The sequence below is a fragment of the Nonomuraea sp. NPDC050733 genome (assembly GCF_040654215.1).
Lineage (GTDB): Bacteria > Actinomycetota > Actinomycetes > Streptosporangiales > Streptosporangiaceae > Nonomuraea.
Window position 1 is genome coordinate 42348 of record NZ_JBFAHO010000031.1, and the last position, 26514, is coordinate 68861.

Here is a 26514-nt window from a genome sequence, read left to right on the forward strand (position 1 = left end):
GGGTTCAGTGCGCGGCCGGCCTGCGCCGGTTCCGGAGGGTGTGGACCAGGGCGCGCAGCCCGCCGGGCTGGGTCAGCATGACGACCACGACGAGCGCGCCGTAGACGAACTGCGCGGCGATGGACGCCTCCAGCCCGTCCTGGCCCGGCCCGGCGACGAGGGGCAGGACGTCCGCGTACCGGGACAGCACGATCGGCAGCGCGACCACGAAGGTGGCGCCGACGATCGCTCCGGACGTCGAGCCGAGCCCGCCCAGGATGATCATCGCGAGGAAGTCGATGGAGAGGTGGAGGTCGAAGTAGTCGGGGACCGCGCGCTGGAAGGCCAGCGCCGTCAGCACACCGGCGACGCCGGCGTACATCGAGGACAGGACGAACGCGGCCGCCTTGGTGCGCTGCACCCGCACGCCCATCGCGGCGGCGCCCACCTCGCTGTCGCGCATGAGGCGGAACGCCCGGCCGGGCCGGCCCCGCAGCACGTTGCGTGCCACCAGCGTCGCCACGACGGTCACCGCCAGGAACAGGTACCAGAGGCTCTCCACCGCCCCGAACGGCACGCCGAGCACGACGAGGCCCGCGGAGTCGGAGAAGGCGAACCCGCCCACCGCGAACGGCTCGACCGAGCGCCCGTCGTAGCCCCCGGTCACCGGCCGCAGGTTGAGCAGCAGGTGATGGCCGAGGAAGACCAGGCCCAGGGAGGCGATCCCGAGATAGATGCCGCGCAGGCGGCCGGCGACCGGGCTGAACAGCAGGCCGCACACACCGGCCAGCAGGGTCGCGAGCACACCCGCCACGAGCGGGGGCAGCCCCAGGCCGGTCAGGTGGCCCGCGTCGCCGCCGGCGAGGAACGCGTACCCGTACGTGCCGACCGCGACGAAGAACGCGTGGCCGAGCGACAGCTGCCCCGCGGCGCCGAACAGGATGGTCAGGCCGACCGCCCCGACCGCGGAGGCCATCGCGAACAGGCCGATGCGCAGCCAGAACGCGTCCACGTACAGCGGCAGCGCCAGCAGCACGACGATCGCGGCGCCCAGGGCGACGGCGGCGAGCAGCCGGTGCGGCAGCGTCCGCGCCGGCGCCGCCTTCGCCGCCGCGGGGCGGCCAGGTGCGAGGGTGTCCTCAGACACGGCTGAACTCCTTCGACCCGAACAGTCCGGACGGCCGCCACAGCAGCACGACGATCATCACGAGGTACGCCACGACGTCACCGACGCCGAGCCCGAGGAAGGCGAGCGCGTCCTGGTGGCCGGCCACGAGCACCTGGACGACCCCGACGATGAGCCCTCCCGCGATGGCCCCGCCGAGCGAGTCGAACCCGCCGATGATGGCCGCGGGGAAGGCGGCGATCGCGACGGACTCGATGCTCAGGCTGACGCCGGGGCTCGGGAACGAGGCCAGCCCGATGCCGGCCGCGGTGGCCAGCAGCCCGGCCAGCGCCCACGCGGTGGCGGAGACCCGGCGCAGGCGGATGCCCACCAGCGCCGCGCCCTCGGCGTCGGCGATGGACGCGCGCATCGCCAGCCCCCAGCCGGTCAGCGTGAGCAGCGCGGTGAGGCCGCCGATCAGCACCGGGACGGCCGCCACCGTGATGACGACCGTGAGCGGAAGGGTCAGCGGGCCGAGGCGGACCACGTGGCCGTCCCAGGGCGCGCCCAGCGGCAGCACCTGTTCGCCCAGGCGCCGGGTCAGCTCGGCGGTCAGCACGACGTTGAGGCCGATCGTGAGGATCGCCATCGCGTGGTGGTCGTGCCGGTCGACGCGGGCCATCAGCAGCCGCTCGGTCGCCAGCCCGAGCAGGCCGGCGACGGCGAGCCCGAGCAGCGCCGCCGCGGCGAACCCGATCCGCGGCTGGAGCGCGGCCACCACGTACACGCCGAGCAGCAGGAACGACGCGTGCGCGAAGTTGACCACCCGGGTGGCCTTGAAGACGATGACGAACCCGAGCGTGATCAGCGCGTACAGCAGGCCCAGGGAGACGCCGTTGACGAGCAGCTCCAGCAGACGGGTCATCGGGGCGTCCTCTCCGCCTCGGGGCCGGCCAGGGGCCCGGCGGGCTCTTCCGGTGCGCCGAGGTAGGCGCTGACCACGGTCGGGTCCCGGCGCACCTCGTCGGGTGCGCCCTCGGCGACGACCCGGCCGAAGTCGAGCACCGTGATGCGGTCGGCGATCGACATGACCACGCCCATGTCGTGCTCCACGAAGACCACCGTGAGGCCGAGGGCCTCGCGTGCCGCCAGGACGAGCCGCCCCAGCTCCCGGCTCTCCGCGGTGTTCAGGCCGGCGACCGGTTCGTCGAGGATCAGCAGGCGCGGCTCCATGCAGAGCGCCCTGGCGAACTCCAGGCGCTTGAGGTCGCCGTAGGCCAGCAGCCCGGCGGTGGCGTCCAGCCGCGCCGAGAGGCCGACGAACGCGGCGATCTCCCGCACCCGCGCCTCGTGCCGCCGCTGCTCGCGGCGGCCCAGCCACAACGCGGTCGCGACCAGGCCGGCGCGGGTCAGCCGATGCCGCCCGACCAGCAGGTTGTCCAGCACCGACTCCCGCGGCGAGACGACGATGTTCTGGAACGTCCTGCCGACCCCCAGCGCCGCCACCCGGTCCGGCCGCAGCCGGGTCACCTCGTGCTCGTCGAGCAGGATGCGCCCGCCGGTCACGGGGTAGATGCCGCACAGCGCGTTGAGCAGCGACGACTTGCCCGCTCCGTTGGGGCCGATGACCGCGTGCACCGTGCCCGGCTCGACGGTGAACGACACCGAGTCCAGCGCCGGCAGGCCGCCGAACGTGACGCTCACCGCGTCCACGGCCAGACGGGGCGGGCTCATCCCGCCCACCGGGCCAGCTCGGGCGTGGCCTGACCTTGCCCCTGACCTGGCCGCGCGTTCCCGGCCGTGTCTCCGCCCGCGCCTTCGCCCGCGTCCGCGCCCAGATCCGCGCCCAGATCCGCGCCCAGGTCCGCGCCCAGGTCCTCGCCCAGGTAGAGCCGGCGGACCTCGTCGCTGCGGGAGAGCTCGCCGGCCGGTCCGCTCAGCACCACCCGGCCCAGCTCCAGCACGTACGCCCGATGGGCGACGGACAGCGCCATCGCCGCGTTCTGCTCGACCAGGAGCACGGGCACGCCCTCGCGGCTGATCTCGCGTACGGTCTCGCCGATCTGCTTGACCAGCAGCGGTGCCAGACCGAGCGACGGCTCGTCCAGCAGCAGGAGCTTCGGCTGGGACATCAGCGCGCGGGCGATGGCCAGCATCTGCTGCTCGCCGCCGGACAGCGTGCCGGCGCGCTGCCGGCGCCGCTCGGCGAGCCGGGGGAACATCTCGAACATCTGGCGGCGCGTGCGCGCCCGTGCCTCCCGGGAGCGGACGGTGACGGCGCCCGCGTCGAGGTTCTCGTCGACGGTGAGCGCCCCGAACACGTGCCGTCCCTCCGGAACCTGCACCAGCCCGCCGGCCACGGCGGTGGCGGGGTTCGCTCCGGCGATGTCCCGCCCGAGGAAGCGGATCGCCCCGGCGGCGACCGACCCTCCGTGTAACGGCAACGTGCCCGAGACGGCACGCATGAGGGAGGTCTTGCCCGCGCCGTTGGCGCCGAGCAGCGCGACCACGCCCGCCTCGGCGACCGTGAGGCCGACCCCGTGAAGTACCGGCTCGCGTGCGCCGTAGCGGACGACGAGCCCTTCGATGTCGAGCATCCGGCCTCCTTGCTGTGCCGAGCCGTGCAGCGACTGTTCGTTCCGTGCCGATTGCCACTATCGGACGTTCGTTAAGTACGCGTAATGTAGGTGAGCGATGTCACACGCGTCAACAGACGGCGAGATCCTGGAGGTTCGCTATGCGGATCGGCACGACCCTCGGCTACAGCGGTGGTTTCCAGCAGGCGGCGGCGAGTCTGCGCGACCTCGAAGCCGCCGGGGTGGAGATCGCCTTCGTGGCAGAGGCCTACTCCTTCGACGCCGTGAGCCAGCTCGGGTACCTCGCGGCGGTCACGGACCGGATGCGGCTGGCCTCGGCGATCCTGCCGATCTACACCCGGACGCCGTCGCTGCTCGCGATGACCGCGGCCGGGCTGGACCACGTCTCCGACGGCCGGTTCACGCTCGGCCTCGGCGCGTCCGGGCCGCAGGTCGTCGAGGGCTTCCACGGCGTGCCGTACGACGCGCCGATCGCCCGGACCCGCGAGATCGTGGAGATCTGCCGCCAGGTGTGGAGGCGCGAGGAGGTCGTGCACCAGGGCGAGCACTACGAGCTTCCGCTGCCGGCCGGGCGGGGGACCGGGCTGGGCAAGCCGCTGAAGCTCATCAACCACCCGGTGCGCGAGCGCATCCCGATCATGCTGGCCGCCATCGGTCCCAAGAACGTCCGGCTGGCCGCCGAGATCGCCGAAGGTTGGCTGCCGATCTTCGTGCATCCCGGCATGCTGCGTGAGGTGTGGGGGCCGTCGCTCGACGCCGGGCAGGCCCGCCGTGACCCGAGCCTCGGCCCGCTGGACATCGTGGTCACCATGGGCCTGGCCATCGGCGACGACGTCGAGTACCTGCTCGACCGGGGGCGACCGCAGCTCGCGCTCTACATCGGCGGGATGGGCGCCCGGGGCAAGAACTTCTACAACGACCTCGCCCGCCGGTACGGCTACGAGCGCGAGGCCGAGCTCGTCCAGGAGCTCTACCTGTCGGGGCGCAAGCGTGAGGCGGAGGCCGCGGTGCCGGAGGACCTGCTGCGCGCCACGTCGCTCGTCGGCCCGAAGGAGTACGTGGCCGAACGGGTCGCCGAGCTCCAGGAGTGCGGCATCACCACGGTCAGCGTGAAGCCCCTCGCGGACGACGCGGCCGAGCGGGTCGCCGCGATCGAGCAGCTACGGGACCTCATGCCCTGACGTCACCACCACACGGCCCCGGGAGCCACCGGGAGCCGGGCGGCGTCAGGGCCGCTCGGCGGTGAAGATGGCGGTGCCCGGGATGTGCCGGCCGCGCAGCGGGCTCCAGCCGCCCCACACTCGCTCGTGGCCCTCCGGCCACTCCGGCTCCAGCAGCCCGGTCACGCTCAGCCCGGAGGCCACGACCAGGCCCACCCAGTCGCCCATGGTGCGATGGTGCTCGACGTACGTGGGCACGCCGTCCTCGTCGCTCTCCACGTACGGCGTGCGGTCGAAGTACGACCGGTCGGACGTCAGCCCGCGCGGCCCCGGGTCGTCGGGGAAGGCCCACCGGATCGGATGACTCACCGAGAACACGAACCGCCCGCCGGGCCGCAGCACCCGGCGCACCTCCCGGAACACCGCCGCCGGGTCGGCCACGAACGGCAGCGCGCCGAAGGCCGAGCACGCGAGATCGAACGACCCGGCGGCGAACGGCAGCGCCTCGGCGTCGGCCTGAACCACCGGCACCGGCACACCGGTCTCCATGTCGATGCGCCGGGCATGGCGGAGCTGGCGGTGCGACAGGTCGAACGCGGCCACCTCGGCGCCCTGCGTCACCAGCCAGCGCGCGCACTGGGCCGCGCCGCAGCCGATCTCCAGCACCCGCCGCCCGCGCACGTCGCCCAGCAGGCCCGCCTCGGCCTCGTCGAGGCCCTCCGGGCACCAGACGAACCCGGTGTCACGCAGGAAGTCGCCGTGCTCGACCTGGTAGTCGTCGGCGTTGCCGTCCCACCAGCCGCGGTTGGCCCGTGACGAGGAGGACGGCATCTAGCGCATCTTGGGGCCGCGCGGCATCCGCGAGCCCTTGGGCATCGGGCCCTTGGGCATCGGAACGTTCTTCGGCAGCGACCGCAGGCGGTCCTTGACCTCGTTGACCGCGGGCTTCTTCAGGTTGCGCGGCAGCTTCATGATGTGGCGCTGCAGCTTCGACAGCGGCACCTGGCCCTCGCCGTCACCGCACTGGATGTCGTAGATCTCGATGCCCAGCACCACCCGCGCGACCCGCTTCTTCTCGGCGGCCAGCATCCGCGCCACCCGGTTGCCCGGGCCCTCCGACACCAGCACCACGCCCGGGTAGCCGACCACCATGTGCACGAGGTCCTGGTCGCGGTTGACCGCGATGGCCGGGGTGACCTGCCAGCTGCCGCGCATGCCCTGCAGCACCGCCGCGCCCGCGCCGGTCTGGCCGTGCAGGATGGAGTACTGGGCCCGCTGGGCGAGCTGGCCGAAGACGACCAGGCCCACGGTGAGCCCCAGCATCACGCCGAGGAACACCGAATACCACAGGAAGCCCGTGACCATGCCGATCACGACGACCACAGCGAGCGTGCCGATCGCCGACAGGAACACGATCGGCAACCCCTTGGGGTTGGCCTGCTGGATGACCTGCGCGATCATGCGGAGCTGCTTGATGCGCCCCGGCTTCTCTGGGTCCACGGACTTCGCCATGTTCGCAAGGATACAAACCAACCGGTCCTGAAAGGAAAACGTGACCTTACCGGCCAGGACACGGCGCGGCGCCCCCCACCGGGAGGCGCCGCGACAACCCGTGCGTCAGGCGCTCTGCCGCGCCTCGATCGCCTGCTGGTAGAGCCGGCCCGCGCGGTACGACGAGCGCACCAGCGGCCCGGACAGCACGCCGGCGAAGCCGATGGCCTCGGCCTCGGCCTGCAGCTCCACGAACTCCTCCGGCTTGACCCACCGCTCCACCGGGTGGTGGCGGGGGGTCGGGCGGAGGTACTGGGTGATGGTGAGCAGGTCGGTGCCCGCCGCGTGCAGGTCGCGCATGGCCTCGACGACCTCCTCGCGCGTCTCGCCCATGCCCAGGATCAGGTTGGACTTGGTCACCAGGCCCGCCTCGCGCGCCATGGTGATCACCGACAGGGACCGCTCGTAGCGGAACGCCGGCCGGATCCGCTTGAAGATCCGCGGCACGGTCTCGACGTTGTGCGCGAACACCTCGGGCTTGCTGGAGAAGACCTCCTCCAGCTGCCCGCGGTCGCCGTTGAAGTCCGGCACCAGCAGCTCGACGCCGCAGCCGGGCAGCAGGGAGTGGATCTGCCGCGCGGTCTCGGCGTACAGCCAGGAGCCGCCGTCGGGCAGGTCGTCACGGGCCACGCCGGTCACCGTGGCGTAGCGCAGGCCCATCTGCTGGACCGACTCGGCCACGCGGCGCGGCTCGTCCCGGTCGTACTCCTTGGGCTTGCCCGTGTCGATCTGGCAGAAGTCGCACCGGCGCGTGCACTGGTCGCCGCCGATGAGGAACGTCGCCTCGCGGTCCTCCCAGCACTCGTAGATGTTGGGGCAGCCCGCCTCTTCGCAGACCGTGTGCAGGCCCTCCCGGCGCACGAGCGATTTCAGCTCGGTGTATTCGGGGCCCGTCCTCAGCTTGGTCTTGATCCACGGGGGCTTGCGCTCGATAGGGGTCTCGGCGTTGCGCACCTCCAGGCGGAGGAGCTTTCGGCCTTCAGGAGCAACGGTCACCAGCCCAGCTTACGTCTCGCCGGGACCTGGACCACGCCAGGGGTGGATTCCCGCGGGGGGTATCAGGCGATCAGGCCGAACCCGCGGATCGCCCGGGTGTAGTGCCGCAGCAGCTCGTCGTCGATCCGGTGCGACTCGGCCGCGCCGAGCAGCTCCGAGCCCGCGTCCGAGCCCCGGCCAGAGCCCCGGCCAGAGTCCCGGCCCGAGTTCTGGCCGGAGCCCTGTTCCCGGCCCTGTTCCCGGCCCTGTTCGGGGCCCGCGGACGGCAGCGCGGCCCGCGCCAGCGCCTGCTCCCGGATGGCCGGCACGCTCTCCCCGCGCAGCGCCGCGGCCTGCATCGGCGCCAGGTACCGGCCGCTCGCCAGCAGCCCGCGCACCTCCGCGAGGTCGCGCGCCGGCACGACCCGCCGCGCCAGGTCCTCGCGCCGCCGCTCGACGCGGCCCGCGTCCGCCCGCGCCAGCCGGGTCAGCCCCCGCTCCAGCAGGAGCAGCGGGCTCCCCAGCACCCGGCCGAGGAGACGGCCCAGCAGCCCGGCCGCCTCGTACCCGGTACCCGGCTGGTGGAGCGGGCCGAGCGACGAGGCGAGCACCTTCGTCTGCGCCTCGTGCCGCACCTCCAGCGGCGCCGCGCCCAGGAGCGCCTCGCGCCACTCGCCCAGCGTCGCCAGCGCGCCGTCCACGACCAGCTCCTCGACCGTGGGCGTCTCCGCGTACGCCAGGGCCAGCGCCGCCGCCCGCTGCCGGGGCGACAGGGCCAGCCACAGCGGCAGCCCCACCACGAGCACGGGCCTGCGGAACGGGCCGACCCGCAGCAGACGGGAGACCGGGTCGAGGTCGCGCACCGCCACCTCACGCGGGCGCGGCCCGCCGGCCCGGTCCGCCACCCGCTCTGCGAGGCCGTACAGCTCTGCGGCGGCCTCGCGGCCGAGGACCTCGGCGTCGGCCGGCAGCCGCCCGCCCAGCCGGGGACGCAGCATCCAGCCGAGCGCCACCAGCACGCCGCCCACCAGCCAGCCGAAGACCATCTCGGCGTTGACGGCGGCGATCCACACCCCGGTCACGACGAAGGCGAGAGTGACGGCGTGTACGAGGACCGCGAGGAGAAGAGTGATCAGCCGGTTCACGGCCTGAGCGTAGACGCCCGTCCCGTCCCCGGCCATCCCCTTCGCGGCACCGGGGCCGCTACTTCCGCATGAGGTCCTCTTCGTGCAGGTCGAACGGCTGCATGCCGAGCGACTCCGCCAGCCGCTTCTCCGCGATCGGCATGACCTCGTCCACCACGATCCGGCGGCCCGTCTCCGCCGACAGCGACGTCACCCCCACGTCGGGGATGCCGCACGGCAGGATCCGGTTGAACCAGCGCGGGTCGTTGGCGCAGTTGAGCGCGAACCCGTGCATCGTGACGCCGCGCGACACCCGGATGCCGACCGCGCCGATCTGCCGGTCGGGCACCCCCAGACCGGGATCGCCCGACGCCCACACGCCGGCCCGGCCGCTCACCCGGCGGGCGACGACCCCGAAGTCGGCGCAGATCTGGATCATCGCCTCCTCCAGGCGGCACACGTACGTCGTCACGTCGCCGATCGCCACGATCGGGTACGCGACGAGCTGGCCAGGACCGTGCCAGGTGACGCGCCCGCCCCGGTCGACGTCGATCACCGGCGTGCCGTCGGCCGGCCGCTCGTGCGGCGCGGCGCGCCTGCCGGCCGTGTAGACCGGAGCGTGCTCCAGCAGGAGCACCGTGTCGGTCAGCTCGCCGGCGACCCGTTTGCCGTGCACCTGGCGCTGCAGCGCCCAAGCCTGCTCATAGGGGACGTCGACACCGAGGCGGACGATGGCGAGTGGGAGGGGATCGACCCCGTGCCTGGGGCGCATGGGTCCATTGTGCCGTTCCGTCACCCTTGAAGGGTAATTCAGGAGGTCAGCAGGCGCGGCTCGATCCTGAACTCCTTCACCCCGCCGTCGCCGTCGTGCTCGACCCGGTAGGCGTACGCGCCGGGCCTCGTGCTGACCGCCTGGATGAACTCGGTGCCCACGTAGTGCAGCCCCACGCCCTCGTCGGCCGCGTAGCCGCCGGGCATCTCGCCGCTGGCCACCGAGCCCTGGAGAAGCGCGCGCCGCTGCGGATCGGAGTCGTAGTGCACCCCGCACGCGTAGGGGAGCAGGGCCAGGCCGTCGGCCCACACCCGCAGCTCCGGCCCGAAGGAGTCGGTGTTGCCGCCGACGTGCCAGCACAGGGCGCCCGCGCTCTGCCCGGACAGCACCACCCCGGCCCGCCACGCCTCCTCGAAGGCCTCGTCCAGGCCGTGCAGCCGCCACAGCGCCATCAGGTTGGCCACGCTGCCGCCGCTGACGTAGATGACGTCCTGCTCCAGGATCCAGGCCCGGGGATCGGCGACGTTGGGCATGGGGAAGACGGTCAGGTGGCTCACCTCGACGTCCCACCCGGCGAACGCCCCGTACATCTTCAGCAGCCAGTCGGCGTCGTCGCCCGTCGCGGTGGCCAGCAGGCCCAGGCGCGGCCGGTCCTGACCGGTCAGGTCGAGCGCGTAGCGCAGCAGCGGGCTCGCCTGGAGGAAGCCGTGGCGCTCGGTCGGAACGAACGATCCGCCGCCGATGGCTAGGATGTGCGACTGCCCTGACCTGCTCATGCCGGTGCCTCCCCTAGGTGCCGATGCTGCGACGAACAGCACCCTAGAGTACGGCGCGCAGCGCCTCGTCGAGACTGGTATGGGCGAAGCCGTACCCGGTGTCCTCCAGCCGGCGCGGCAGGACGCGGTGCCCGGGCAGCAGCGCCTCCCGGGCGAACTCCCCGATCCCCAGGCTGAGCGCGAACGCCGGCACCGGCATCGGCACCGTGCCCTTGCGCAGCGCCTTGCCCAGGGTCCGCGTGAACGCCTCGTTGGTGACAGGCGCGGGCGAGGTGAGGTTCACCGGGCCGGACGCCTCACGGTGGTCCAGGACGTGCAGCACCGCGCCCACCCAGTCGGTCTCCGAGATCCACGACCAGTACTGCCGGCCCGAGCCGAGCGGGGCGCCGAGCCCCATCCTGAAGATCGGCAGCATCCGGCCGAGCGCGCCGCCCCGCCGGCTGAGCGCCAGCCCGGTGCGCAACTGCGCCGTCCGGACCCCCAGCGACTCCGCCTCCCTGGCCTCGCGCTCCCAGCGACCGCACAGCTCCGCCAGGAACCCCCGTCCCTGACCCGCGCTCTCGTCGATCGGCCGGTCGCCCGTGTCGCCGTAGAAGTCCACCCCGGAGGCCGACAGCAGCGCCTCAGGCGGCCGGGACAGCCCTCTGAGGGCCGCCACCAGGGTGCGGGTGCCCTCGATCCGGCTGCGGACCAGCTCGCGCTTGTAGGCGGGGCTCCAGCGCCGGTCGCCGATGGGCGCCCCGGCGAGATGGACCACCGCGGTGGCGTCCTCCAGGGCCGTGGGATCCAGCACGCCCGCGGACGGGTCCCAGAACCGCTCGTCCGGGCCCGCGGGCGGGCGGCGCACCAGCGCGACGACCCGGTCGCCCCGCTCCCTCAGGGCCCCGGCCAGCGCACTGCCCAGCAGCCCCGACGCCCCGGTCACGATGATCGCCATCAACCCACCCTACGCCGAGCCCTCGCCGGTCACGGAGCAGCACGCCGGGGGTGTACCGGCCCCGCCAGGCGGGAGTGTCTCCGATGCCGGGTTCAGGTCTCGTCCACGGGGCCGGGTCGTCCACGGTGACGGGCAAGAGTGGCGGCGTCACGGCGGTCCGCCACCACCCGGTCAGCGGGCGTCCTCCTGGAGGCCCTCAGCCCCGTGCGGCGGGTGGCGGCCGGCTCGGCCGTGCCGTGACTCCGTGAAAAAGGCCCGGACGGAAAGAATCCGTCCGGGCCTCTACCCGAATCAGGCCAGGCCGAGCTGGGCCTCGAAGCGGCCCTCCTCCAGACGGCGCTTGACCGTCGTCAGGAAGCGGGCGGCGTCGGCGCCGTCCACCAGGCGGTGGTCGTACGTCAGCGCGAGGTACACCATCGAGCGGACCGCGATGACCTCGCCCTCCGGAGTGTCCACCACCACGGGACGCTTGACGACGGCGCCGGTGCCCAGCATGCCGACCTGCGGCTGGTTGAGGATCGGCGTGTCGAACAGGGCGCCGCGGCTGCCGGTGTTGGTCAGCGTGAACGTGCCGCCGGTGATCTCGTCGGGCGTCACCTTGTTGGCGCGGGTGCGCTCGGCCAGGTCTGCCGTCTTACGGGCCAGCCCGGCGAGGTTGAGGTCGCCGGCGTTCTTGATGACCGCCGCGATCAGGCCGCGCTCGGTGTCGACCGCGATGCCCAGGTGCTCGACGTCGAAGTACGTGACCTCCATGGTCTCGTTGTTGATCGTCGCGTTGAGCTTGGGGTGCTGCTTGAGCGCCTCGATCGCGGCCATCTCGAAGAACGGCATGAACGACAGCTTGACGCCCTCGCGGCGCAGGAACTCGCCCTTGGCCTGGTCACGCAGCCGGGCGATCTTGGTGACGTCGACCTCGACGACCGTGGTGAGCTGCGCCGCCGTCTGCAGCGACTCGACCAGCCGCTTGGACATGGTCTGCCGCAGGCGCGACATCTTCTCGGTGCGGCCGCGCAGCGTGGTGTCGACCTCGACGGGCTCGGGCGCCGCGGCCGGGGCCTGCGCCGCCGGGGCCTGGGCGGCCGGAGCCGCGGCGGCCGGCTGGGCGGCGGGGGCCTGGGCGGCCGGCTGGGCCTGCTCGCGCTGCGCCTTGGCGGCCTCCAGCACGTCCTGCTTGCGGATGCGGCCGCCGACGCCGGTGCCGGTGATCGACTCCAGGTCGACGCCGTGCTCGTTGGCGAGCTTGCGCACCAGCGGCGTCACGTACGGGCTCTCACCCGTGGACGGGGCGGCGGGCTCGGCCGGAGCCTGCGCCTGCGGCGCCTGCGGAGCCGGGGCCTGAGGCGCCGGGGCCTGCGGAGCCGGAGCGGGGGCCGGCGCGGGCGGGGCCTGCTGCGCCTGCGGGGCCGGAGCCGGCTGCGGCGGAGCGGCCGGCTGGGCCGGCGCGGGCTGCGGGATCGACGAGGCCGGGGCGGGCTCCGGCTCGGGCTGCGCGGCGGGGGCCGGAGCCTCCTCCTGCGCGGGGGCGGCACCGCCGGCCTGGCCGTTCTCGTCGATGATGGCCAGCTCGGCGCCGACCTCGACGGTCTCGTCCTCCGCGACGACAATCTTGGTGATGACACCCGCGGACGGCGACGGGATCTCGGTGTCGACCTTGTCGGTCGACACTTCGAGGAGCGGCTCGTCGGCCTCGACGCGCTCGCCCTCCTTCTTCAGCCAACGGGTTACCGTGCCCTCGGTGACGCTCTCGCCGAGCTGGGGCATCTGTACGGAGACCGGCATCGTTATCTTCTCTCGCGTTCTGATCTCGAGGGCTGGACTAGTTGTGAACGTGCAGCGGCTTGCCGGCCAGTGCCAGCATCGCCTCACCCATGGCCTCGGACTGGGTCGGGTGTGCGTGGATGAGCTGGGCGACCTCTGCGGGCAGCGCCTCCCAGTTGTAGATCAGCTGACCCTCGGTCACGAGCTCGCCGATCCGGCGGCCCACCATGTGGACGCCGACGACGGGCCCGTCCTTCTGGGCGATGACCTTGACCGCTCCCGCGGTGCCGAGGATCTGGCTCTTCGGGTTGCCCGCGAGGTCGTAGACCTGCTCCACGATCTCGATGCCGCGCTCGGCGGCCTGCGCGGACGTGATGCCCACCGAGGCGACCTCGGGGTCGGAGTAGGTGATGCGCGGCACTCCGGCGTAGTCGATGGGCGGCGGGTTGAGGCCGGCGATGTGCTCGGCGACCATGATGCCCTCGGCGAAGCCGGCGTGGGCCAGCTGCAGGGTGGGGATCAGGTCACCGATCGCGTAGACGCCGGGGACCGACGTGCGGCAGTGCTCGTCCACCACGACGGCGCCGCGCTCGATCGTGATGCCGGCCTCCTCGAAGCCCATGCCCGCGGACACCGCGCCGCGGCCGACCGCGACGAGCAGCACCTCGGCGTCGAGGGTCTTGCCGTTGGCCAGGGTGACCACCACGCCCGTGTCGGTGGTCTTGGCGCTGTCGAAGAAGACGCCCAGCTCGTACTTGATGCCGCGGCGGCGGAAGGCCCGCTCCAGCAGCTTGGAGCTCGACTCCTCCTCGGTGGGCAGCAGGTGCGGCAGCGCCTCGACGATCGTGACCTCGGCGCCGAACGAGCGGTAGACGCTGGCCAGCTCGACGCCGATCACACCGCCGCCCAGCACGACCACGGAGGCCGGGACGTGGTCCATGGTCAGCACGTGCTCGCTGGTGATGACGCGCTCGCCGTCGATCTCCAGGCCGGGCAGGGAGCGGGGCGCGGAGCCGGTGGCGAGGACGAGGCTGGCGCCCTCGTACACCTCCGAGCCGACCTGGATCGCGCGCTCCCCGACGAGACGGCCCTCGCCCTCGACGATCGTCACGCCGGCGCCCTTGAGCAGGCCCTGCACGCCCTTCCAGGCGCGGGTGACGATCTTGTCCTTGAACGCGTGGACGCCGGGGACGTCGATGCCGTCGAAGCGCGCCTTGACGCCGAACGTCTCGCTCTCGCGGGTCTCGTCGGCGACCTCGGCGGAGTGCAGCAGAGCCTTGGTGGGGATGCATCCCCGGTGGAGGCAGGTGCCGCCGATCTTGTCCTTCTCGATCAGGGCGACGGACTTGCCCAGCTCGGCAGCCCTCAGCGCGCAGGCATAGCCGCCGCTGCCGCCACCTAGGACGACGATGTCGTAGGCCACAGGAAGGCTCCTTGTCGGGGTGTTCGTGATGCCGTCATCTTTTCATTTGTTTCAGATGCTCGCGTGCCGCTCGGCCAGTCCGATCAGGGTCCGGGTGATGGCGCCCGTGCCGCCCTTGGGGACGTAGCCGTACGGCTCGCCCTTGTTGAAGGCGGGGCCGGCCATGTCGATGTGCGCCCAGCGCACCCCGTCGGGCACGAACTCCTTGAGGAAGATGCCCGCGGCCAGCATGCTGCCCCAGCGCTCGGGCTGGAGGTTGGCGATGTCGGCGATCGGCGAGTCGAGGCCCTTGCGCAGCTCCTCGGGCAGCGGCATGCCCCAGGCGCCCTCGCCGGCGGCCGTCGCGGCCTCGACGACGAGCTCCCGGACGGCGTCGTCGTTGGCCATGACGCCGGCCGTGCGCCAGCCGAGGGCGACGATCTGCGCGCCGGTGAGCGTGGCCACGTCCACGATCAGGTCGGGGGAGTCCTCGGCGGCGCGGGCGATGCCGTCCATGAGCACCAGGCGGCCCTCGGCGTCGGTGTCGAGCACCTCGACGGTCTTGCCGCTGTAGCTGTGGATGACGTCGGAGGGGCGCTGCGCGGTGCCGCTCGGCAGGTTCTCGGCCAGGCAGAGGTAGCCGACGGCGTTGACCGGCAGGCCCAGGCGGGCGATGCCGAGCAGCGCGCCGAAGACGGCCGCCGCGCCGCCCATGTCGGACTTCATCCAGTCCATGGACGCGGACGGCTTGAGCGACAGGCCGCCGGAGTCGAAGGTGATGCCCTTGCCCACGAACGCCAGCGTCTTGCCCGCGTCGGGGTGGGTGTAGGAGAGGCGGACGAGCCGCGGCGGGTTGGCCGAGCCCTGGCCGACGCCGACGAGGCCGCCGTAGCCGCCGTCCTTGAGCTGCTTCTCGTCGAGCACCTCGACCGCCAGGCCGGCCTTCGCGGCCGCCTGCTCGGCGATCTCGGCGAACTTCCCCGGCCACAGGTCGGAGGGCGGGGTGTTGACCAGGTCGCGCACCAGGGTGACGGACTCGGCGAGGGCGGTGACCCGCTCCGCGATCCGCCCGGCCTCCTCGGCGGGGAGCGGGGACAGCACCTCCAGCTCGGCCACGGGCGCCTTGGCGCCCTCGCCGGTGCGGTAGCGGCTGAAGCCGTACGCGCCGAGCAGCGCGCCGAGGGCGACGGCCTCGGCGTCGGCGGCGGACTCGGCGGGCAGCGCGAGCGCGGCGCGCGCGGTGCCGGCGAGGGAGCGGGCGGCGGCGCCGGCCGCGCGCCGCAGGGTCTCCGCGTCGTCCTTGCCGGACGCCTCGTCACCCAGGCCCACCGCGACCAGCAGCGGGGCGGTGATGGCGCCGAAAGTGGGGACCTTGGCGATCTCGCCGGGCCGGCCGCTGAAGCCGGCGGCGGTCAGGGAGGCGGCGAGCTTGCCCCCGAAGGCCGCGTCTAGCGCGTCGGCGCTCGTGACGGGGCGGGGGGCTTCGGAGCCGGACCGGAACCCGACGATCAGCGCGTCGGTGTCGAAAGAGACGGGATCTGCTGAGTTCAGCCGCACAGTGGTCACGTAAACGGACTCTATCGAGGGTTCCGAGGTACTCACAAACAGGGGTTCATCCCACCAATCAGCGGTGATGGAATGGTGCTAGCATCATTGGCACTATGTTGCTGACACTGGACCTCAACGACGCCCGGCCCCTGCACGAGCAGGTGGCGGCGGCCATCCGCCGGGCCATCGGCGAGGGCTCGTATGCCCCGGGAGACCGGCTGCCGCCGGCCCGTGACCTGGCTCTGGCGCTCGGCATCAACACCAACACGGTGCTGCGCGCCCTGCGCGACCTGCGCGACGAGGGACTGCTGGAGTTCAGGCGGGGACGGGGCGTCAGCGTCGCCGGCGCCGCCGGCGGCCGGGCCCTGCTGGTCCAGCGGGCGCGCGAGCTGCTGGAGGACGCCCAGCGGCACGGCTACCGCCGCGAGGACCTCATCACCATCCTGGAGGAGCTGCCATGACCCCCCGGAAGTCGGCCACGCTGTGGGGCCTGCTGGTCTCCGCCGTCCTGGCCGCGGCGCCGCTCGCCGTACGTGACCGGCTGCCCGACCCGATCGCCACGCACTGGAGCGGCGGGTCCGCGCCCGACGGTGCGATGCCGCTCGCCGTGTCGGCGACGGCGAGCGTCGCGCTGTGGAGCGTGCTCTGGGTCACCCTCGCCGTGGTCGCCCCGATGGCGCAGGAGCGCAGGAACGGGCGAGCCGGCTGGTGGGGCGCCCTGGCCGGGGACGCGGTGCTGTTCCTCGGGATGAGCGGCACGACTCTGTCGGCCAACCTGGACGCCGCCTCCTGGACCGAGGCGCGGCTGAGCGGCTGGCAGGCGGCCGTCGTCGTCGGCGCGTCCCTGGCCGTGGGGGTGCTGACCGGATACCTGCGCCGCGGCGAGACGGACCCGCCGTCCGCGGGGGAGTCGGCGCCCCCGTCGCTGCGGCTCCAGGCCGGCCGGCGCGTCGTGTGGATCGGCCGGGCCGGCAACCGGTGGCTGGCCGCGGTGACCGTGGCCGCCGGGGCGGCGCTGTGCGTCCTGGCCGTGCTCGTGCTGCTCGGCCTGGCCGACGGAGGCTCCGCTCGCGCGCTGCCCGGCCTGGGGATCGCGCTGGCCGTCGGCCTGTTCACCTCGTCGCTCACGGCGCGGGTCACCGAGGACGGGCTCGCGATCGGGCTCGGGCCGCTGGGGTGGCCGGTGCGCAGGATCCGCCTGGACGCCATCGAGCGGGCGTGGAGCGAGACGCGCAGCCCCGTCGAGGTCGGCGGGTGGGGCTTCCGCGGCCTCCCGGGCAGCGCCACGATCATGCTGCGCGGCGGTGAGTGCCTGGTGGTCCGTTACCGCTCGGGCGGGCGGCTGGCGATCAGCGTCGACGACGCCGGGCGCGGGGCCTCCCTGATCAACGCCCTCATCGCCGAACGGGCACTCGTATGAACCGGCTGCCGCTGTTCCTGGCCGTGTCGTTCGGGCTGGCGTGGGTGGCGGCGCTGCCCGTCTGGTTCGCGGGCGGCCTCGGCACGCCCGTGACGCAGGTGTCGGCGGTGCTGATGATGTTCACGCCCAGCGTGGGCGTGCTGGCCGTGTGGCTGCTCCCTGGCCGGCCGGGCGGTTCCGGCGGGACCCGGCGGCCGCCGTTCCGCTTGTTCGCCCGCGAGACCGGGCTGACGCTGGGGGAGCGGCCCGGCCGCACCCTCCTGCTGGTGCTGCTCGCCTGGCTCGGCGTGCCGCTGCTCGTGGCGGTGTCGATCGCGCTCAGCGCCGCGCTCGGCCTGGTGTCGCTGGACCTCACCCGGTTCAGCCTGTTCCAGGAGGGGCTGCGGGCGCAGGGGGCGCAGGTGCCGGCCGGGCTCTCCACGGTGGTCGTCATCCAGATCGTGATCGCGGTGCTGGCCGGCCCGCTGCTCAACGCGGTGCCGTCGCTCGGCGAGGAGTGGGGCTGGCGCGGTTGGCTGGTTCCCCGGCTCGTGGCCGCGCGCGGTCCGGTCGCCGGACTGGTCCTCTCGGGCGTCATCTGGGGGCTCTGGCACGCCCCGCTCACGCTCCTCGGCTACAACTACGGGCGCCTCGGCCCGTGGGCCGCCCTGTACTTCGTGGGGTTCTGCGTGGCGGCCGGGGTGGTGTTCGGCTGGCTGCGGCTGCGCTCGGGCAGCGTGTGGCCCGCCGTGGCCGCCCACGGGTCGGTGAACGCGGTCACGGGCTTCGTCGTGCTGCTCGGCGACGCCGCCGCGCCGCCCGACCCGGTCGTGGCCGGCTTCACGGGCCTGGTCGGGTGGGCCGTACTCGCCGTGACGGGGGTGGTGCTGCTCCGCCTCTTCCCCGTACGGCGGCCAGGGCCCGCGGCTGCTCCCCTGACGGAGCCCTCGCCCGCGGACCCCTGAACCCGGGCCCCCGGCTCCACGGTCGGGTGCCCGGCTCCCCGGACGGTCGCAACACCCTCGCCCGCGGAGTGGCCGGCCCGGCTGCCCGGGGAGGTCAGCCCGCCATCGCGCACACCACCAGCACGCCGGTCGTCGCCGTCTCCACCAGCGCGCCCAGCACGTCACCGGTGACGCCCCCCAGCCGGCTCCGCGCCCGCCGCAGCAGCAGCAGCGCGATCCCCAGCCCCGCGGCCATGGCGACGGGCAGCACGAAGGCGAGCGGCACGGCGCCGGGGAGCCCGGCGCCGGACAGCCCAGTGGCGGGCAGCACGGTGGCGGGCAGCACGGTGGCGGGCAGCACGGCGGTGGGCAGCACGGTGGTGGGCAGCGCGGTGGTGGGCGAGACAGCAACGGGAGGAGGCATGGTGGCGGTCAGCGCCGCGGCCGACGGGGCGGCGGCCGGGAGGGCCCAGCCGGCGAGGGCGGTCATGGTCAGCGCCGCCGCGGTCACCAGCCAGGCGGAGGCGGGCCGTATCGTGCCGGCGACCGTCGATCCCAGCCCGCCGGGCCGCGCGGCGGGCACCCCCGCGCGGCAGGCCCAGACGAGGGCCAGCCGTCCCGTCACGCAGGCGGTCACCAGCGCGTACGGCCCGGCTGCCACGAGCGCGGCCACCTGGGCGAACAGCGTGATCACCAGCGTCATGACACCAAACGGCCCGATGTCCGACTTTTTCATGATGTCGAGTGCTTGACCGGCGGGCTTGCCGCTGCCCAGCCCGTCGGCCAGGTCCGCCAGCCCGTCCAGGTGGAGCCCCCGCGTCAGCGCCGCGAGCACCCCCACCGCCAGCACCGCGCCCAGCAGCGGCGGCCCCGGGAGCACCAGCGGCAGGCACGCCACCGCCCCCAGCACCAGCCCCACGGCCGGCGCCACGAGCATGGCCACGCCGGCGGCCCGCCGGTCCACCCGTTCCACACGTACTGGGAAGACCGTCAGCATGCCCACGGCCAGCCGGAGCCCGTCCATCCGGCCCGTCCCGCCCGGCGAAGAGCCGGGAGATCCCCCGCGAAGCCGCATAACGGTCGATGGTACGGCCGTTAGGGTGAGCGGATGCACGTGGTTCAACTCGAAGGCGTAGCGGTCCGGGTCGTCGGCAAGACGCTGCTGAGCGGCGTCGACTGGCGGGTGGAGTACGGCGAGCACTGGGCGATCCTCGGCCCCAACGGGGCGGGGAAGACGACGCTGCTGTCGCTGGCCGCCGCCGTGCGGCACCCGACCGAGGGCGCGGTCAGCGTGCTCGGTCACCGCCTCGGCCGGGTCGACCTGCGGTCCCTGCGCCGCCACATCGGCCTGGTGGCCGCCAGCCAGCGCCTGGTCGACGAGGAGCTCCTGGAGGAGGAGGGGGCCACCGCGCTGACGGTGGTGCTCACCGGGCACACCGGGACCAGCGCCCCTCTCTGGGACAGGTACGGCGACGCCGAGCGTGACCGCGCCCTGCGCCTGCTGGCCGACCTCGGCTGCAAGGACCTGGCCGACCGGCCGTTCCGGGTGTGCTCCCAGGGCGAGCGGGCCCGGATCAGGGTGGCCAGGTCCCTCATGCCGGACCCGGCGGTGCTGCTGCTGGACGAGCCGTTCGCGGGCCTGGACCTGCCGGCCCGCGAGGACCTCATCGCGGCGGTCGAGGACCTGGCGGCGACGCGGCCGGTGCTCACCACGATCACGGTGACCCACCACCTGGAGGAGATCCCCGCCACGACCACGCACGCCATGCTCATGCGCGACGCCCGCGTCCAGGCGGCGGGGCCGGTGGCGGACGTCCTCACGCCCGCCCACCTGTCCGAGTGCTTCGGCCGCGCCCTCCACGTCGACCGCCTCGACGGCCGCTGGTACGCCCGCGCCGTCCGTCCCTGACCGTCCCCGCACCTCGTCCGGCCGGGTGGGAGCTCACGGCAGGGGGACGAGGCGGCCCGCCACGACGAGGGCGACGTCCTCCGACTCGGCCGCCAGGCGCTCGTTGAGACGGCCCAGCGCGTCCCTGAACATCCGCCCGCTCGGCGTCGCGGGGACCACGCCCATGCCCACCTCGTCCGACACCGCCACGACCCGCCGCCCGGCCCCGCGCCAGGCGGCCACCAGCTCGTCGCACCGCCGCCAGACGGCGGCCCGGTCGCCCTCCCAGGCGCCGTGCTCGTCGAACACCGCCGCCAGCCACGTGCCCAGCCCGTCCACCAGCAGCGGCGTGGTGGCGTCCCGCACCGCCCCGGCGAGATCGGTCGTCTCCAGCGTCGCCCAGTGCGCCGGCCTGCGCTCCCGGTGCGCGCCGATCCGCGCCGCCCACTCGGCGTCGCCCTCGCCGCCGGGGCCGGTGGCGACATAGGTCACGTACGGCTCGGCGGCCAGCCGCAGCTCCGCCTCGGCCGACTTCCCCGAACGCGTCCCGCCCAGCACCAGCTCACGCCGCGGCCGGTACACGGGCGTCATGCCGGAAACCGTCCCCTCCGGGCCGGACCCGGCTGATCGGCGGGCCGTGTCGAGTGTCGTGCCGTCCGGCACGGCCCGCGCGCCCCACAGCGCCAGCCTTCGGGCCAGCTCCTCCTCGGACCGCACCCGGTGGTCGAGCCCGACCGCCACCACGAGGGTGTCCCCGTCCGCGACTCCCTCACGGCGCAGCAGCCCGAGCCGCTCCGGCCGGTCGAGCAGGTCGATCAGCAGAAGGTCGCAGCGGCCGAGCCCGCCCACCGTCTCCGGAAGGCCGGTGTCCGGAAGACCGGTCGGGCCGGAAGGCGCGTACAGCACGCGTGTGCCGTCGGGGCCCTCCAGACCGTGGCCGTCCCCGAATGCGCGGTAGCCGGGCGGCGGGGCGTGGCACGGCAGGCGTACGGCGCCGTCCACGATCGCCTCGAACGGCCGCCGGCGGCCGGCGGGAAGACGCCCGCAGGAGGCGCACCGGCAGCCCGGCTCCGGCCAGCCCGCGCCACCCGCCGTACCGGGGAGAAAGACCTTCACCGCGCCGAGGGTACGCGCCCCGGCGGCCCGCGGCGGCACGCCCGTCCCGGGCCGGACGGGCGGCAGGGCGGGCGGCAGGCGGGCGGACGGCGGGTGCGGGGTGCGGGCCCTTGCCGGGGCGCGGGAGTAGGGTGCCAGTGCCGCCGGAGGGTGCGCCGGCGAACCCGCGGAAAAGGAGCGAATGGCATGACATGGCGGTGGCGTTACGAGAACGCGCATGGCAGTGAGGTGACAGACCGCCCGTTGCCGCGAGAGGTGTTCCCGAGCCAGGCCGACGCGGAGTCCTGGCTCGGCGAGAACTGGCGTGAGCTGCTCGAGTCCGGTGTGGAGCAGGTCGCGCTGCTCGACGAGGACCGTGTCGAATACCAGGGGATGTCCCTGCGCGCGGAGTGACGGCCGTGGCGTGCACGTAGATCACGGACGGTGAGACGCGAGACCCCTTGAGCCGGCGGTCATGGGCTCAAGGGGTCTCGTGTGTCAGGGGCTCACGCGCGGGGTCCCGCCGGCCGCCGCACGCGGAGGAACGATCCGGTACGGGTCAGGGGCGCTTGGCGGGGCTGACGGTCTTGGCGGGGTCGCGCTCGACGACGGAGCCGAGGACGTCGTCGATCTGCTTGAGCACCTCGGGGTCCAGCTTGACGCCGGCCGCCTTCACGTTGTCGCGCACCTGCTCGGGCCGGGAGGCGCCGATGATCGCGCTGGACACGTTCGGGTTCTGCAGCACCCAGGCGACGGCGAGCTGCGCCATGCTGAGCCCGAGGTCGGCCGCGATCGGCTTGAGGTTCTGGACGCGGGTGAGCACGTCGTCGTTCATGAACCGGGCGATCATGCCGCTGCCGCTCGGGTCGGTGGCGCGTGAGCCCTCCGGGGGCTGCTGGCCGGGCAGGTACTTGCCGGTGAGCACGCCCTGCGCGATCGGCGACCAGACGATCTGGCCGATGCCCTCACGCTCGGACAGCGGCACGATCTCGGCCTCGATGACCCGCCACAGCGCGGAGTACTGCGGCTGGTTGGACACGATCCGGTCGAAGCCCATCTCGTCGGAGATCTTCAGCGCCCGGGCGATCTGGTCGGCGGTCCACTCGCTGACGCCGATGTAGAGGACCTTGCCCTGCCGTACGAGGTCGTCGAACGTCTTCAGGGTCTCCTCGAGCGGCGTCTCGGCGTCGAACCGGTGCGCCTGGTAGAGGTCGACGTAGTCGGTCTGCAGGCGGCGCAGGGAGCCGTTGATCGACTCGGTGATGTGCTTGCGGGACAGCCCGCGGTCGTTCTGGCCCGGTCCGGTGGGCCAGTAGACCTTGGTGAAGATCTCCAGCGACTCCCGGCGCACGCCCTTCAGCGCCCGGCCGAGGACCTCTTCGGCCTTGGTGCCGGCGTAGACGTCGGCGGTGTCGAACGTGGTGATCCCCTCGTCGAGGGCGGCCTGCACGCACTGCTTGGCGGCCTCCTCCTCGACCTGGGAGCCATGGGTGAGCCAGTTACCGTAGCTGATCTCGCTGACCTTGAGACCGCTGCGGCCGAGGTGACGGAATTCCATGCACCCGACCCTAGGCGGTCACGTGATGTGACCGGATTCGGGATAGGGTGCGCGACGTGCTGAAGCTCGTACGGACGGCGCTGACGGCGGCGATCCTGACCGCGATCGCCGTACGGCTGCGCCGCCGGTCGCACCGGGAGACGGCCAGTGAGACGGCCAGTGAGACGGCCGGTGAGACGGCTGGTGAGACGGCCGGTCGGACGCCCGATCACGCGACTTTCCGGGTGAGGCGTCCCGGCCGGTACGCCGGGACGGGCCCGTCCGCTCGCGGCGCACGGCGGGCGGGGCGGGTCACGCCGCTGGTGCTCGGCGCCGGCGCGCTCGTGGCGGTGGCGCTCGTGGCCGCGGTCGCGCTCGCGGGGCCCGCCGCCCCGGGCCGCGGGAGCGGCGCCGCCCCCGAGACCGTCATGGGACGCGACGGCGCGATCCGGGGCGCGACTCCTGTCGCCGCGGTCCCACCCACCCCGATCCCCGCCGGCGCCTCCCCGAGCCCGAGCCTGAGCCCCGAGCTCCTCACGCCTTCGGACCTGGTCTGCCGTCCCACGGCGCGTCCGGCGGTGGTACGGCCGATCGACCCGCGCGTCCGGCGTGCCGTCAACCGCCAGTGGCGGCGCATCGAACGGTGGCTGAGGCAGAACGCGCCGCGGACGTACCTGACGCTCGGCGCCCGGAGCAGGCCCAGGGCCATCGCGCTCGCGGAGGCGCAGATGGGCGTGGAATTCCCCGACGCCCTGCGCGCCTCCCTCCTGCGGCATGACGGGGCGGCGGGTTTCGGGATCCTCGGCGAGCGGCTGTTCGGCGTCCGGCAGATCCGCGCCCTCTGGCGGGAGTACTGCCGCGACGGCGGCGGGATCCTGCCGGGGGAGGACTGGGACGACAGGCTGATCCCGGTCGGGGGCCAGCTGGAGGGGGTTCTGCTCGTCTCCGGCGAGGACTCCGGCACCGTCTTCGAGATCGGCGACGAGTATGTGTCGACCCGGCCCGGCGGCCTGCGGGTCAGGTCGTACTACGCGTTGCTGAAGGCCACGGCCGACGGCCTGGAGCGGGGCCGGCTGGGACAGTGGCGGCCACGCGTCGTCCGCAGCGTGCTCACCTGGGAGTAGTGGCGTGCTCACCTGGGAGTAGACGTCTGCGACGCGCCCATCCCCGGGTGGCGCGCCGCGGCCGTCCTGCTGCAGGGCCGCCTCTTGGCCTGCTTGGGGCCTACTTCTTGGGCGTCACCGGCTTGCCGCCCGGCCGCACCGTGGGCGGCGGGAAGCGGAGCTTGCGGATCTGCAGCGCGCGCATCGCCGCGTAGAACCCGACGCCGCGCATGCTCTCGTTCGGCAGCTTCTCGGCCGCCACCCGCTTGACCCGCCACGCCACGTAGATCGAGGTGGCCACGACGCCGATCATCATGATCGGCCAGCCGATCGTGATGACGTAGCCCAGGACCATGCCCCGGATGTCGGGCGGCCACGGGATCCACGTCGCCAGCAGGATCACCAGCGAGAACGGCAGGAAGTACTGGCTCGGCAGCCGCCGCGAGTCGACCCAGTCGCGGGCGAACTTACGGGCCGGGCCCTTGTCACGAGCCGGGAGGAAACGCTCCTCTCCCGCCAGCATGCCCTTACGGGCCCGCTCGCGCTCCGCGGCCTGCTTGGCCCGCATCTGCCGGTAGGCCTCCTTGCGATCCTTCGGAGCGCTGACCGGCTGGCGCCGCCTGCCTTCGGCGTCTCGGCGCTTGGGTGTGGGACGACCCTTGCCCTGAGGCTTAGGATCGTCAACGGGGACGGGAGTGTCGTCCACGGAGGTTTGGGAACGGCGTCGCAACACGACGTCAACCCTACCTGGACTGCAACTTAGTGACGCCCTCGTGCGTTATGCGTAGGGTAATCCCAGGGCGGCTGCGCTGCACTGGGTGACCACCAGCACGACCTAAGAAGGGGACGGCCGACGCGCATGAGCGTGATGAAGAGACTTTCGATGATCTTCAAGTCCAAGGCCAACAAGGCCCTGGACAAGATGGAGGATCCGCGCGAGACCCTCGACTACTCCTACCAGCGGCAGCTGGAGCTGCTGCAGAAGGTGCGCAGGGGCGTGGCCGACGTCGCCACCTCCCGCAAGCGGGTCGAGCTGCAGATCAACGGTCTGGAGCAGCAGGCCAGGCGGTATGAGGAGCAGGGCCGCAAGGCGCTGTCCGTCGGCCGCGAGGACCTGGCCCGCACCGCGCTTGAGCGCCGGGCCGGCCTGCAGACGCAGATGGCGGACCTGAAGGTTCAGCACGACAACCTGCAGGCCGAGGAGGAGAAGCTCACGCTGGCCTCCCAGCGGCTGCAGGCCAAGGTTGACTCCTTCCGCACCAAGAAGGAGACCATCAAGGCGACCTACACCGCCGCCGAGGCGCAGACGCGCATCAACGAGGCGTTCTCCGGCATCTCCGAGGAGATGGGCGACGTCGGCCTGGCGATCCAGCGGGCCGAGGACAAGACCGCGCAGATGCAGGCTCGCGCCGGCGCCATCGACGAGCTGCTGGCCAGCGGCGCGCTCGACGACTTCAGCGGCACCCGCGGCGACGACATCCAGGCCGAGCTCGACCGCATGGGCGGCGGCATGGACGTCGAGCTGGAGCTGGCCCGCATGAAGGCCGAGCTCGGCCAGGGGCCCGCGCCGCAGAGCGCGATCGAGCAGGGCCGCCAGCAGCAGCAGGCGCAGCCCCAGCCGCAGCAGCAGGGCCAGCCGCAGCAGCACACGCAGCAGCTGCGTCAGCCGGGGGAGGGCGCATGATCGTCAGGATCATGGGCGAGGGCCAGATCGAGATCTCGCCGTCCGACATAGCCCTGCTCAACGAGCTGGACAGCGAGCTTGAGTCGGCGATCGAGTCCGGTGACGAGGCCGCCTTCCGCGTCAAGCTGCACGCGCTCCTCGACAAGGTGCGCCACGTGGGCAAGGCGCTTCCCGACGACAGCCTTGAGCCGTCAGAGCTGATCCTTCCCCCCGCGGACGCCTCGATCGAGGAGGTCCGGGAGATGCTGGGCGATCAGGGCCTCATCCCGGGCTGACCCCGTGCGCACGCGGTTCGCGTCCGATCGCGGCCTGACCGGCCGGATGGTCGTGACGATGTTCCTGCTCGGGTTGCTCTACGTGGTGTTCGTCGGCGCCCTCGTCGCCCTGGGGGTGCGGGCGCTGACGGTGCTGCTGGTCGCGGGGGCCCTGCTGCTGGCGCAGTACTTCCTGTCCGACCGCATCGCGTTGTACGGGATGGGCGGGCGCGAGGTGTCGCCGCGGGAGGCTCCTGAGCTGCACGGCCTGATCGACCGGCTGTGCGCCATGGCGGACATGCCCAAGCCCAGGGTGGCCATCGCGGATTCGGACGTCCCCAACGCGTTCGCCACCGGCCGTGACCAGAAGCACGCCGTCGTCTGCGTGACGACGGGCATCCTGCGCCGCCTGGACGCGCGGGAGCTCGAGGGAGTGCTGGCCCACGAGCTCTCGCACGTCGCCCACCGCGACGTCGCGGTCATGACGATCGCCTCGTTCCTCGGCGTCGTCGCGGGGCTCATGACGCGCTTCGCCCTCTACAGCGGGCTGGGCGCGCGCCGCTCCGACAACCAGGGCGGCCTGCCGATCGGGCTGATCGTCATGCTGGTCTCCATCCTCGTGTACGCGGTGAGCTTCCTGCTGACCCGGGCCCTGTCGCGCTACCGCGAGCTGTCCGCGGACCGGGCCGGCGCCCTGCTCACGCAGCGGCCCTCGGTGCTGGCCAGCGCCCTCGTGAAGATCAGCGGGGAGATGGCCCGGATACCCACGCGCGACCTGCGTGAGGCGGCGCCGTTCAACGCCTTCTACTTCGCCCCGGCCGCCGCGCCTGGCGCGACGCTGGCGAACCTCTTCTCCACCCACCCGCCGCTCGACCGCCGCCTCCGGCAGCTCTCGGAGATCTCCGACCAGCTCGGGCGGGGATGAG

27 protein-coding genes and 1 pseudogene are annotated in these 26514 nt (G+C 73.3%); 10 read left to right on the forward strand and 18 right to left on the reverse strand.

Annotated elements, in window-relative coordinates; translation table 11 throughout:
• Positions 1-4: 4 nt before the first annotated feature.
• From AB0H64_RS33600 to AB0H64_RS33615, 4 genes and pseudogenes are all read right to left on the reverse strand, one after another.
• On the reverse strand, positions 5-1126 hold the full coding sequence (locus AB0H64_RS33600) for a branched-chain amino acid ABC transporter permease (RefSeq protein ID WP_357632675.1): 1122 nt from the start codon (positions 1124-1126) through the stop codon (positions 5-7).
• Positions 1119-2009, reverse strand: a complete 891-nt coding sequence (locus AB0H64_RS33605; RefSeq protein ID WP_357632677.1) for a branched-chain amino acid ABC transporter permease — start codon at positions 2007-2009, stop codon at positions 1119-1121. Before AB0H64_RS33605 ends, AB0H64_RS33600 begins: the two co-directional genes overlap by 8 nt.
• Positions 2006-2818 (reverse strand): ABC transporter ATP-binding protein, encoded by an 813-nt coding sequence (locus tag AB0H64_RS33610; RefSeq protein ID WP_357632679.1) that lies wholly within the window; start codon positions 2816-2818, stop codon positions 2006-2008. Before AB0H64_RS33610 ends, AB0H64_RS33605 begins: the two co-directional genes overlap by 4 nt.
• Before the next feature lie 146 nt (positions 2819-2964).
• A pseudogene (locus AB0H64_RS33615) lies at positions 2965-3681 on the reverse strand (ABC transporter ATP-binding protein); the annotation flags it as partial.
• Positions 3682-3821: 140 nt separating this feature from the next.
• On the opposite strand from AB0H64_RS33615, the gene AB0H64_RS33620 reads away from it, so the two are divergent.
• On the forward strand, positions 3822-4862 hold the full coding sequence (locus tag AB0H64_RS33620) for an LLM class F420-dependent oxidoreductase (protein WP_357632681.1): 1041 nt from the start codon (positions 3822-3824) through the stop codon (positions 4860-4862).
• A 45-nt stretch (positions 4863-4907) separates the two neighbouring features.
• On the opposite strand, the gene AB0H64_RS33625 is transcribed toward AB0H64_RS33620, so the two are convergent.
• The 10 genes from AB0H64_RS33625 to AB0H64_RS33670 form a co-directional block, all read right to left on the reverse strand.
• Positions 4908-5672, reverse strand: a complete 765-nt coding sequence (locus tag AB0H64_RS33625; RefSeq protein ID WP_357632683.1) for a methyltransferase domain-containing protein — start codon at positions 5670-5672, stop codon at positions 4908-4910.
• Positions 5673-6353, reverse strand: a complete 681-nt coding sequence (locus tag AB0H64_RS33630; RefSeq protein ID WP_357632686.1) for a DUF4191 domain-containing protein — start codon at positions 6351-6353, stop codon at positions 5673-5675.
• A 105-nt stretch (positions 6354-6458) separates the two neighbouring features.
• Positions 6459-7388, reverse strand: coding sequence for a lipoyl synthase (gene lipA / locus AB0H64_RS33635; protein WP_357632688.1), 930 nt, complete (start codon positions 7386-7388; stop codon positions 6459-6461).
• Positions 7389-7450: 62 nt separating this feature from the next.
• Positions 7451-8512 carry a hypothetical protein gene (locus AB0H64_RS33640; RefSeq protein WP_357632690.1) on the reverse strand — a complete coding sequence of 354 codons (1062 nt, stop codon included), beginning with the start codon at positions 8510-8512 and terminating at the stop codon, positions 7451-7453.
• Positions 8513-8570: 58 nt separating this feature from the next.
• Positions 8571-9263, reverse strand: a complete 693-nt coding sequence (lipB, locus tag AB0H64_RS33645; protein WP_357632692.1) for a lipoyl(octanoyl) transferase LipB — start codon at positions 9261-9263, stop codon at positions 8571-8573.
• Positions 9264-9301: 38 nt separating this feature from the next.
• Positions 9302-10039 (reverse strand): peptidase E, encoded by a 738-nt coding sequence (locus tag AB0H64_RS33650; protein ID WP_357632694.1) that lies wholly within the window; start codon positions 10037-10039, stop codon positions 9302-9304.
• A 43-nt stretch (positions 10040-10082) separates the two neighbouring features.
• On the reverse strand, positions 10083-10976 hold the full coding sequence (locus AB0H64_RS33655) for a TIGR01777 family oxidoreductase (protein WP_357632696.1): 894 nt from the start codon (positions 10974-10976) through the stop codon (positions 10083-10085).
• A gap of 291 nt (positions 10977-11267) precedes the next feature.
• Entirely contained in the window at positions 11268-12755 is a 1488-nt protein-coding gene (gene sucB, locus AB0H64_RS33660; protein WP_357632698.1) for a 2-oxoglutarate dehydrogenase, E2 component, dihydrolipoamide succinyltransferase, read from the reverse strand.
• 37 nt (positions 12756-12792) lie between these two features.
• Positions 12793-14157, reverse strand: coding sequence for a dihydrolipoyl dehydrogenase (gene lpdA, locus AB0H64_RS33665; RefSeq protein WP_357632700.1), 1365 nt, complete (start codon positions 14155-14157; stop codon positions 12793-12795).
• Positions 14158-14208: 51 nt separating this feature from the next.
• Positions 14209-15702: a leucyl aminopeptidase gene (locus AB0H64_RS33670; RefSeq protein ID WP_357632702.1), complete on the reverse strand. Its 1494-nt coding sequence runs from the start codon at positions 15700-15702 to the stop codon at positions 14209-14211.
• 95 nt (positions 15703-15797) lie between these two features.
• On the opposite strand from AB0H64_RS33670, the gene AB0H64_RS33675 reads away from it, so the two are divergent.
• Genes AB0H64_RS33675 through AB0H64_RS33685 form a run of 3 tightly spaced genes read left to right on the forward strand, consistent with a single transcriptional unit; the run spans position 15798 to position 18048 of the window.
• On the forward strand, positions 15798-16145 hold the full coding sequence (locus tag AB0H64_RS33675) for a GntR family transcriptional regulator (RefSeq protein ID WP_310715117.1): 348 nt from the start codon (positions 15798-15800) through the stop codon (positions 16143-16145).
• Positions 16142-17104 carry a hypothetical protein gene (locus tag AB0H64_RS33680; RefSeq protein WP_357632704.1) on the forward strand — a complete coding sequence of 321 codons (963 nt, stop codon included), beginning with the start codon at positions 16142-16144 and terminating at the stop codon, positions 17102-17104. Before AB0H64_RS33675 ends, AB0H64_RS33680 begins: the two co-directional genes overlap by 4 nt.
• Positions 17101-18048, forward strand: coding sequence for a CPBP family intramembrane glutamic endopeptidase (locus tag AB0H64_RS33685; RefSeq protein WP_357632706.1), 948 nt, complete (start codon positions 17101-17103; stop codon positions 18046-18048). Before AB0H64_RS33680 ends, AB0H64_RS33685 begins: the two co-directional genes overlap by 4 nt.
• A gap of 94 nt (positions 18049-18142) precedes the next feature.
• Here the strand turns inward: AB0H64_RS33685 and AB0H64_RS33690 are convergent, their stop codons facing one another.
• Positions 18143-19102 carry an adenosylcobinamide-GDP ribazoletransferase gene (locus tag AB0H64_RS33690; RefSeq protein WP_357632708.1) on the reverse strand — a complete coding sequence of 320 codons (960 nt, stop codon included), beginning with the start codon at positions 19100-19102 and terminating at the stop codon, positions 18143-18145.
• A gap of 33 nt (positions 19103-19135) precedes the next feature.
• Between AB0H64_RS33690 and AB0H64_RS33695 the strand changes: the two genes are divergently transcribed.
• Complete coding sequence (locus AB0H64_RS33695; protein ID WP_357632710.1) at positions 19136-19936, forward strand: ATP-binding cassette domain-containing protein; 801 nt, start codon at positions 19136-19138, stop codon at positions 19934-19936.
• 33 nt (positions 19937-19969) lie between these two features.
• On the opposite strand, the gene AB0H64_RS33700 is transcribed toward AB0H64_RS33695, so the two are convergent.
• Entirely contained in the window at positions 19970-21031 is a 1062-nt protein-coding gene (locus tag AB0H64_RS33700; RefSeq protein ID WP_357632712.1) for a bifunctional adenosylcobinamide kinase/adenosylcobinamide-phosphate guanylyltransferase, read from the reverse strand.
• A gap of 186 nt (positions 21032-21217) precedes the next feature.
• Here AB0H64_RS33700 and AB0H64_RS33705 point away from each other — a divergent pair, with 186 nt between their 5' ends.
• Complete coding sequence (locus AB0H64_RS33705; RefSeq protein ID WP_357632714.1) at positions 21218-21424, forward strand: hypothetical protein; 207 nt, start codon at positions 21218-21220, stop codon at positions 21422-21424.
• Between the two features lie 145 nt (positions 21425-21569).
• Here AB0H64_RS33705 and AB0H64_RS33710 read toward each other — a convergent pair whose 3' ends face one another.
• Entirely contained in the window at positions 21570-22568 is a 999-nt protein-coding gene (locus tag AB0H64_RS33710) for an aldo/keto reductase family protein (protein ID WP_357632716.1), read from the reverse strand.
• A gap of 56 nt (positions 22569-22624) precedes the next feature.
• On the opposite strand from AB0H64_RS33710, the gene AB0H64_RS33715 reads away from it, so the two are divergent.
• On the forward strand, positions 22625-23671 hold the full coding sequence (locus tag AB0H64_RS33715) for an SMI1/KNR4 family protein (protein WP_357632718.1): 1047 nt from the start codon (positions 22625-22627) through the stop codon (positions 23669-23671).
• A 100-nt stretch (positions 23672-23771) separates the two neighbouring features.
• Here the strand turns inward: AB0H64_RS33715 and AB0H64_RS33720 are convergent, their stop codons facing one another.
• On the reverse strand, positions 23772-24356 hold the full coding sequence (locus AB0H64_RS33720; RefSeq protein WP_357632720.1) for a DUF3043 domain-containing protein: 585 nt from the start codon (positions 24354-24356) through the stop codon (positions 23772-23774).
• A 153-nt stretch (positions 24357-24509) separates the two neighbouring features.
• Between AB0H64_RS33720 and AB0H64_RS33725 the strand changes: the two genes are divergently transcribed.
• The 3 genes from AB0H64_RS33725 to htpX are packed head-to-tail and all read left to right on the forward strand — an operon-like array spanning position 24510 to position 26513.
• Positions 24510-25334, forward strand: coding sequence for a PspA/IM30 family protein (locus AB0H64_RS33725; RefSeq protein WP_310715095.1), 825 nt, complete (start codon positions 24510-24512; stop codon positions 25332-25334).
• Complete coding sequence (locus AB0H64_RS33730; protein WP_357632722.1) at positions 25331-25609, forward strand: hypothetical protein; 279 nt, start codon at positions 25331-25333, stop codon at positions 25607-25609. The genes AB0H64_RS33725 and AB0H64_RS33730 overlap by 4 nt, the downstream gene beginning before the upstream one ends.
• A gap of 4 nt (positions 25610-25613) precedes the next feature.
• Positions 25614-26513, forward strand: coding sequence for a zinc metalloprotease HtpX (gene htpX / locus AB0H64_RS33735; protein ID WP_357632724.1), 900 nt, complete (start codon positions 25614-25616; stop codon positions 26511-26513).
• The last annotated feature ends 1 nt before the right edge of the window (position 26514 follow it).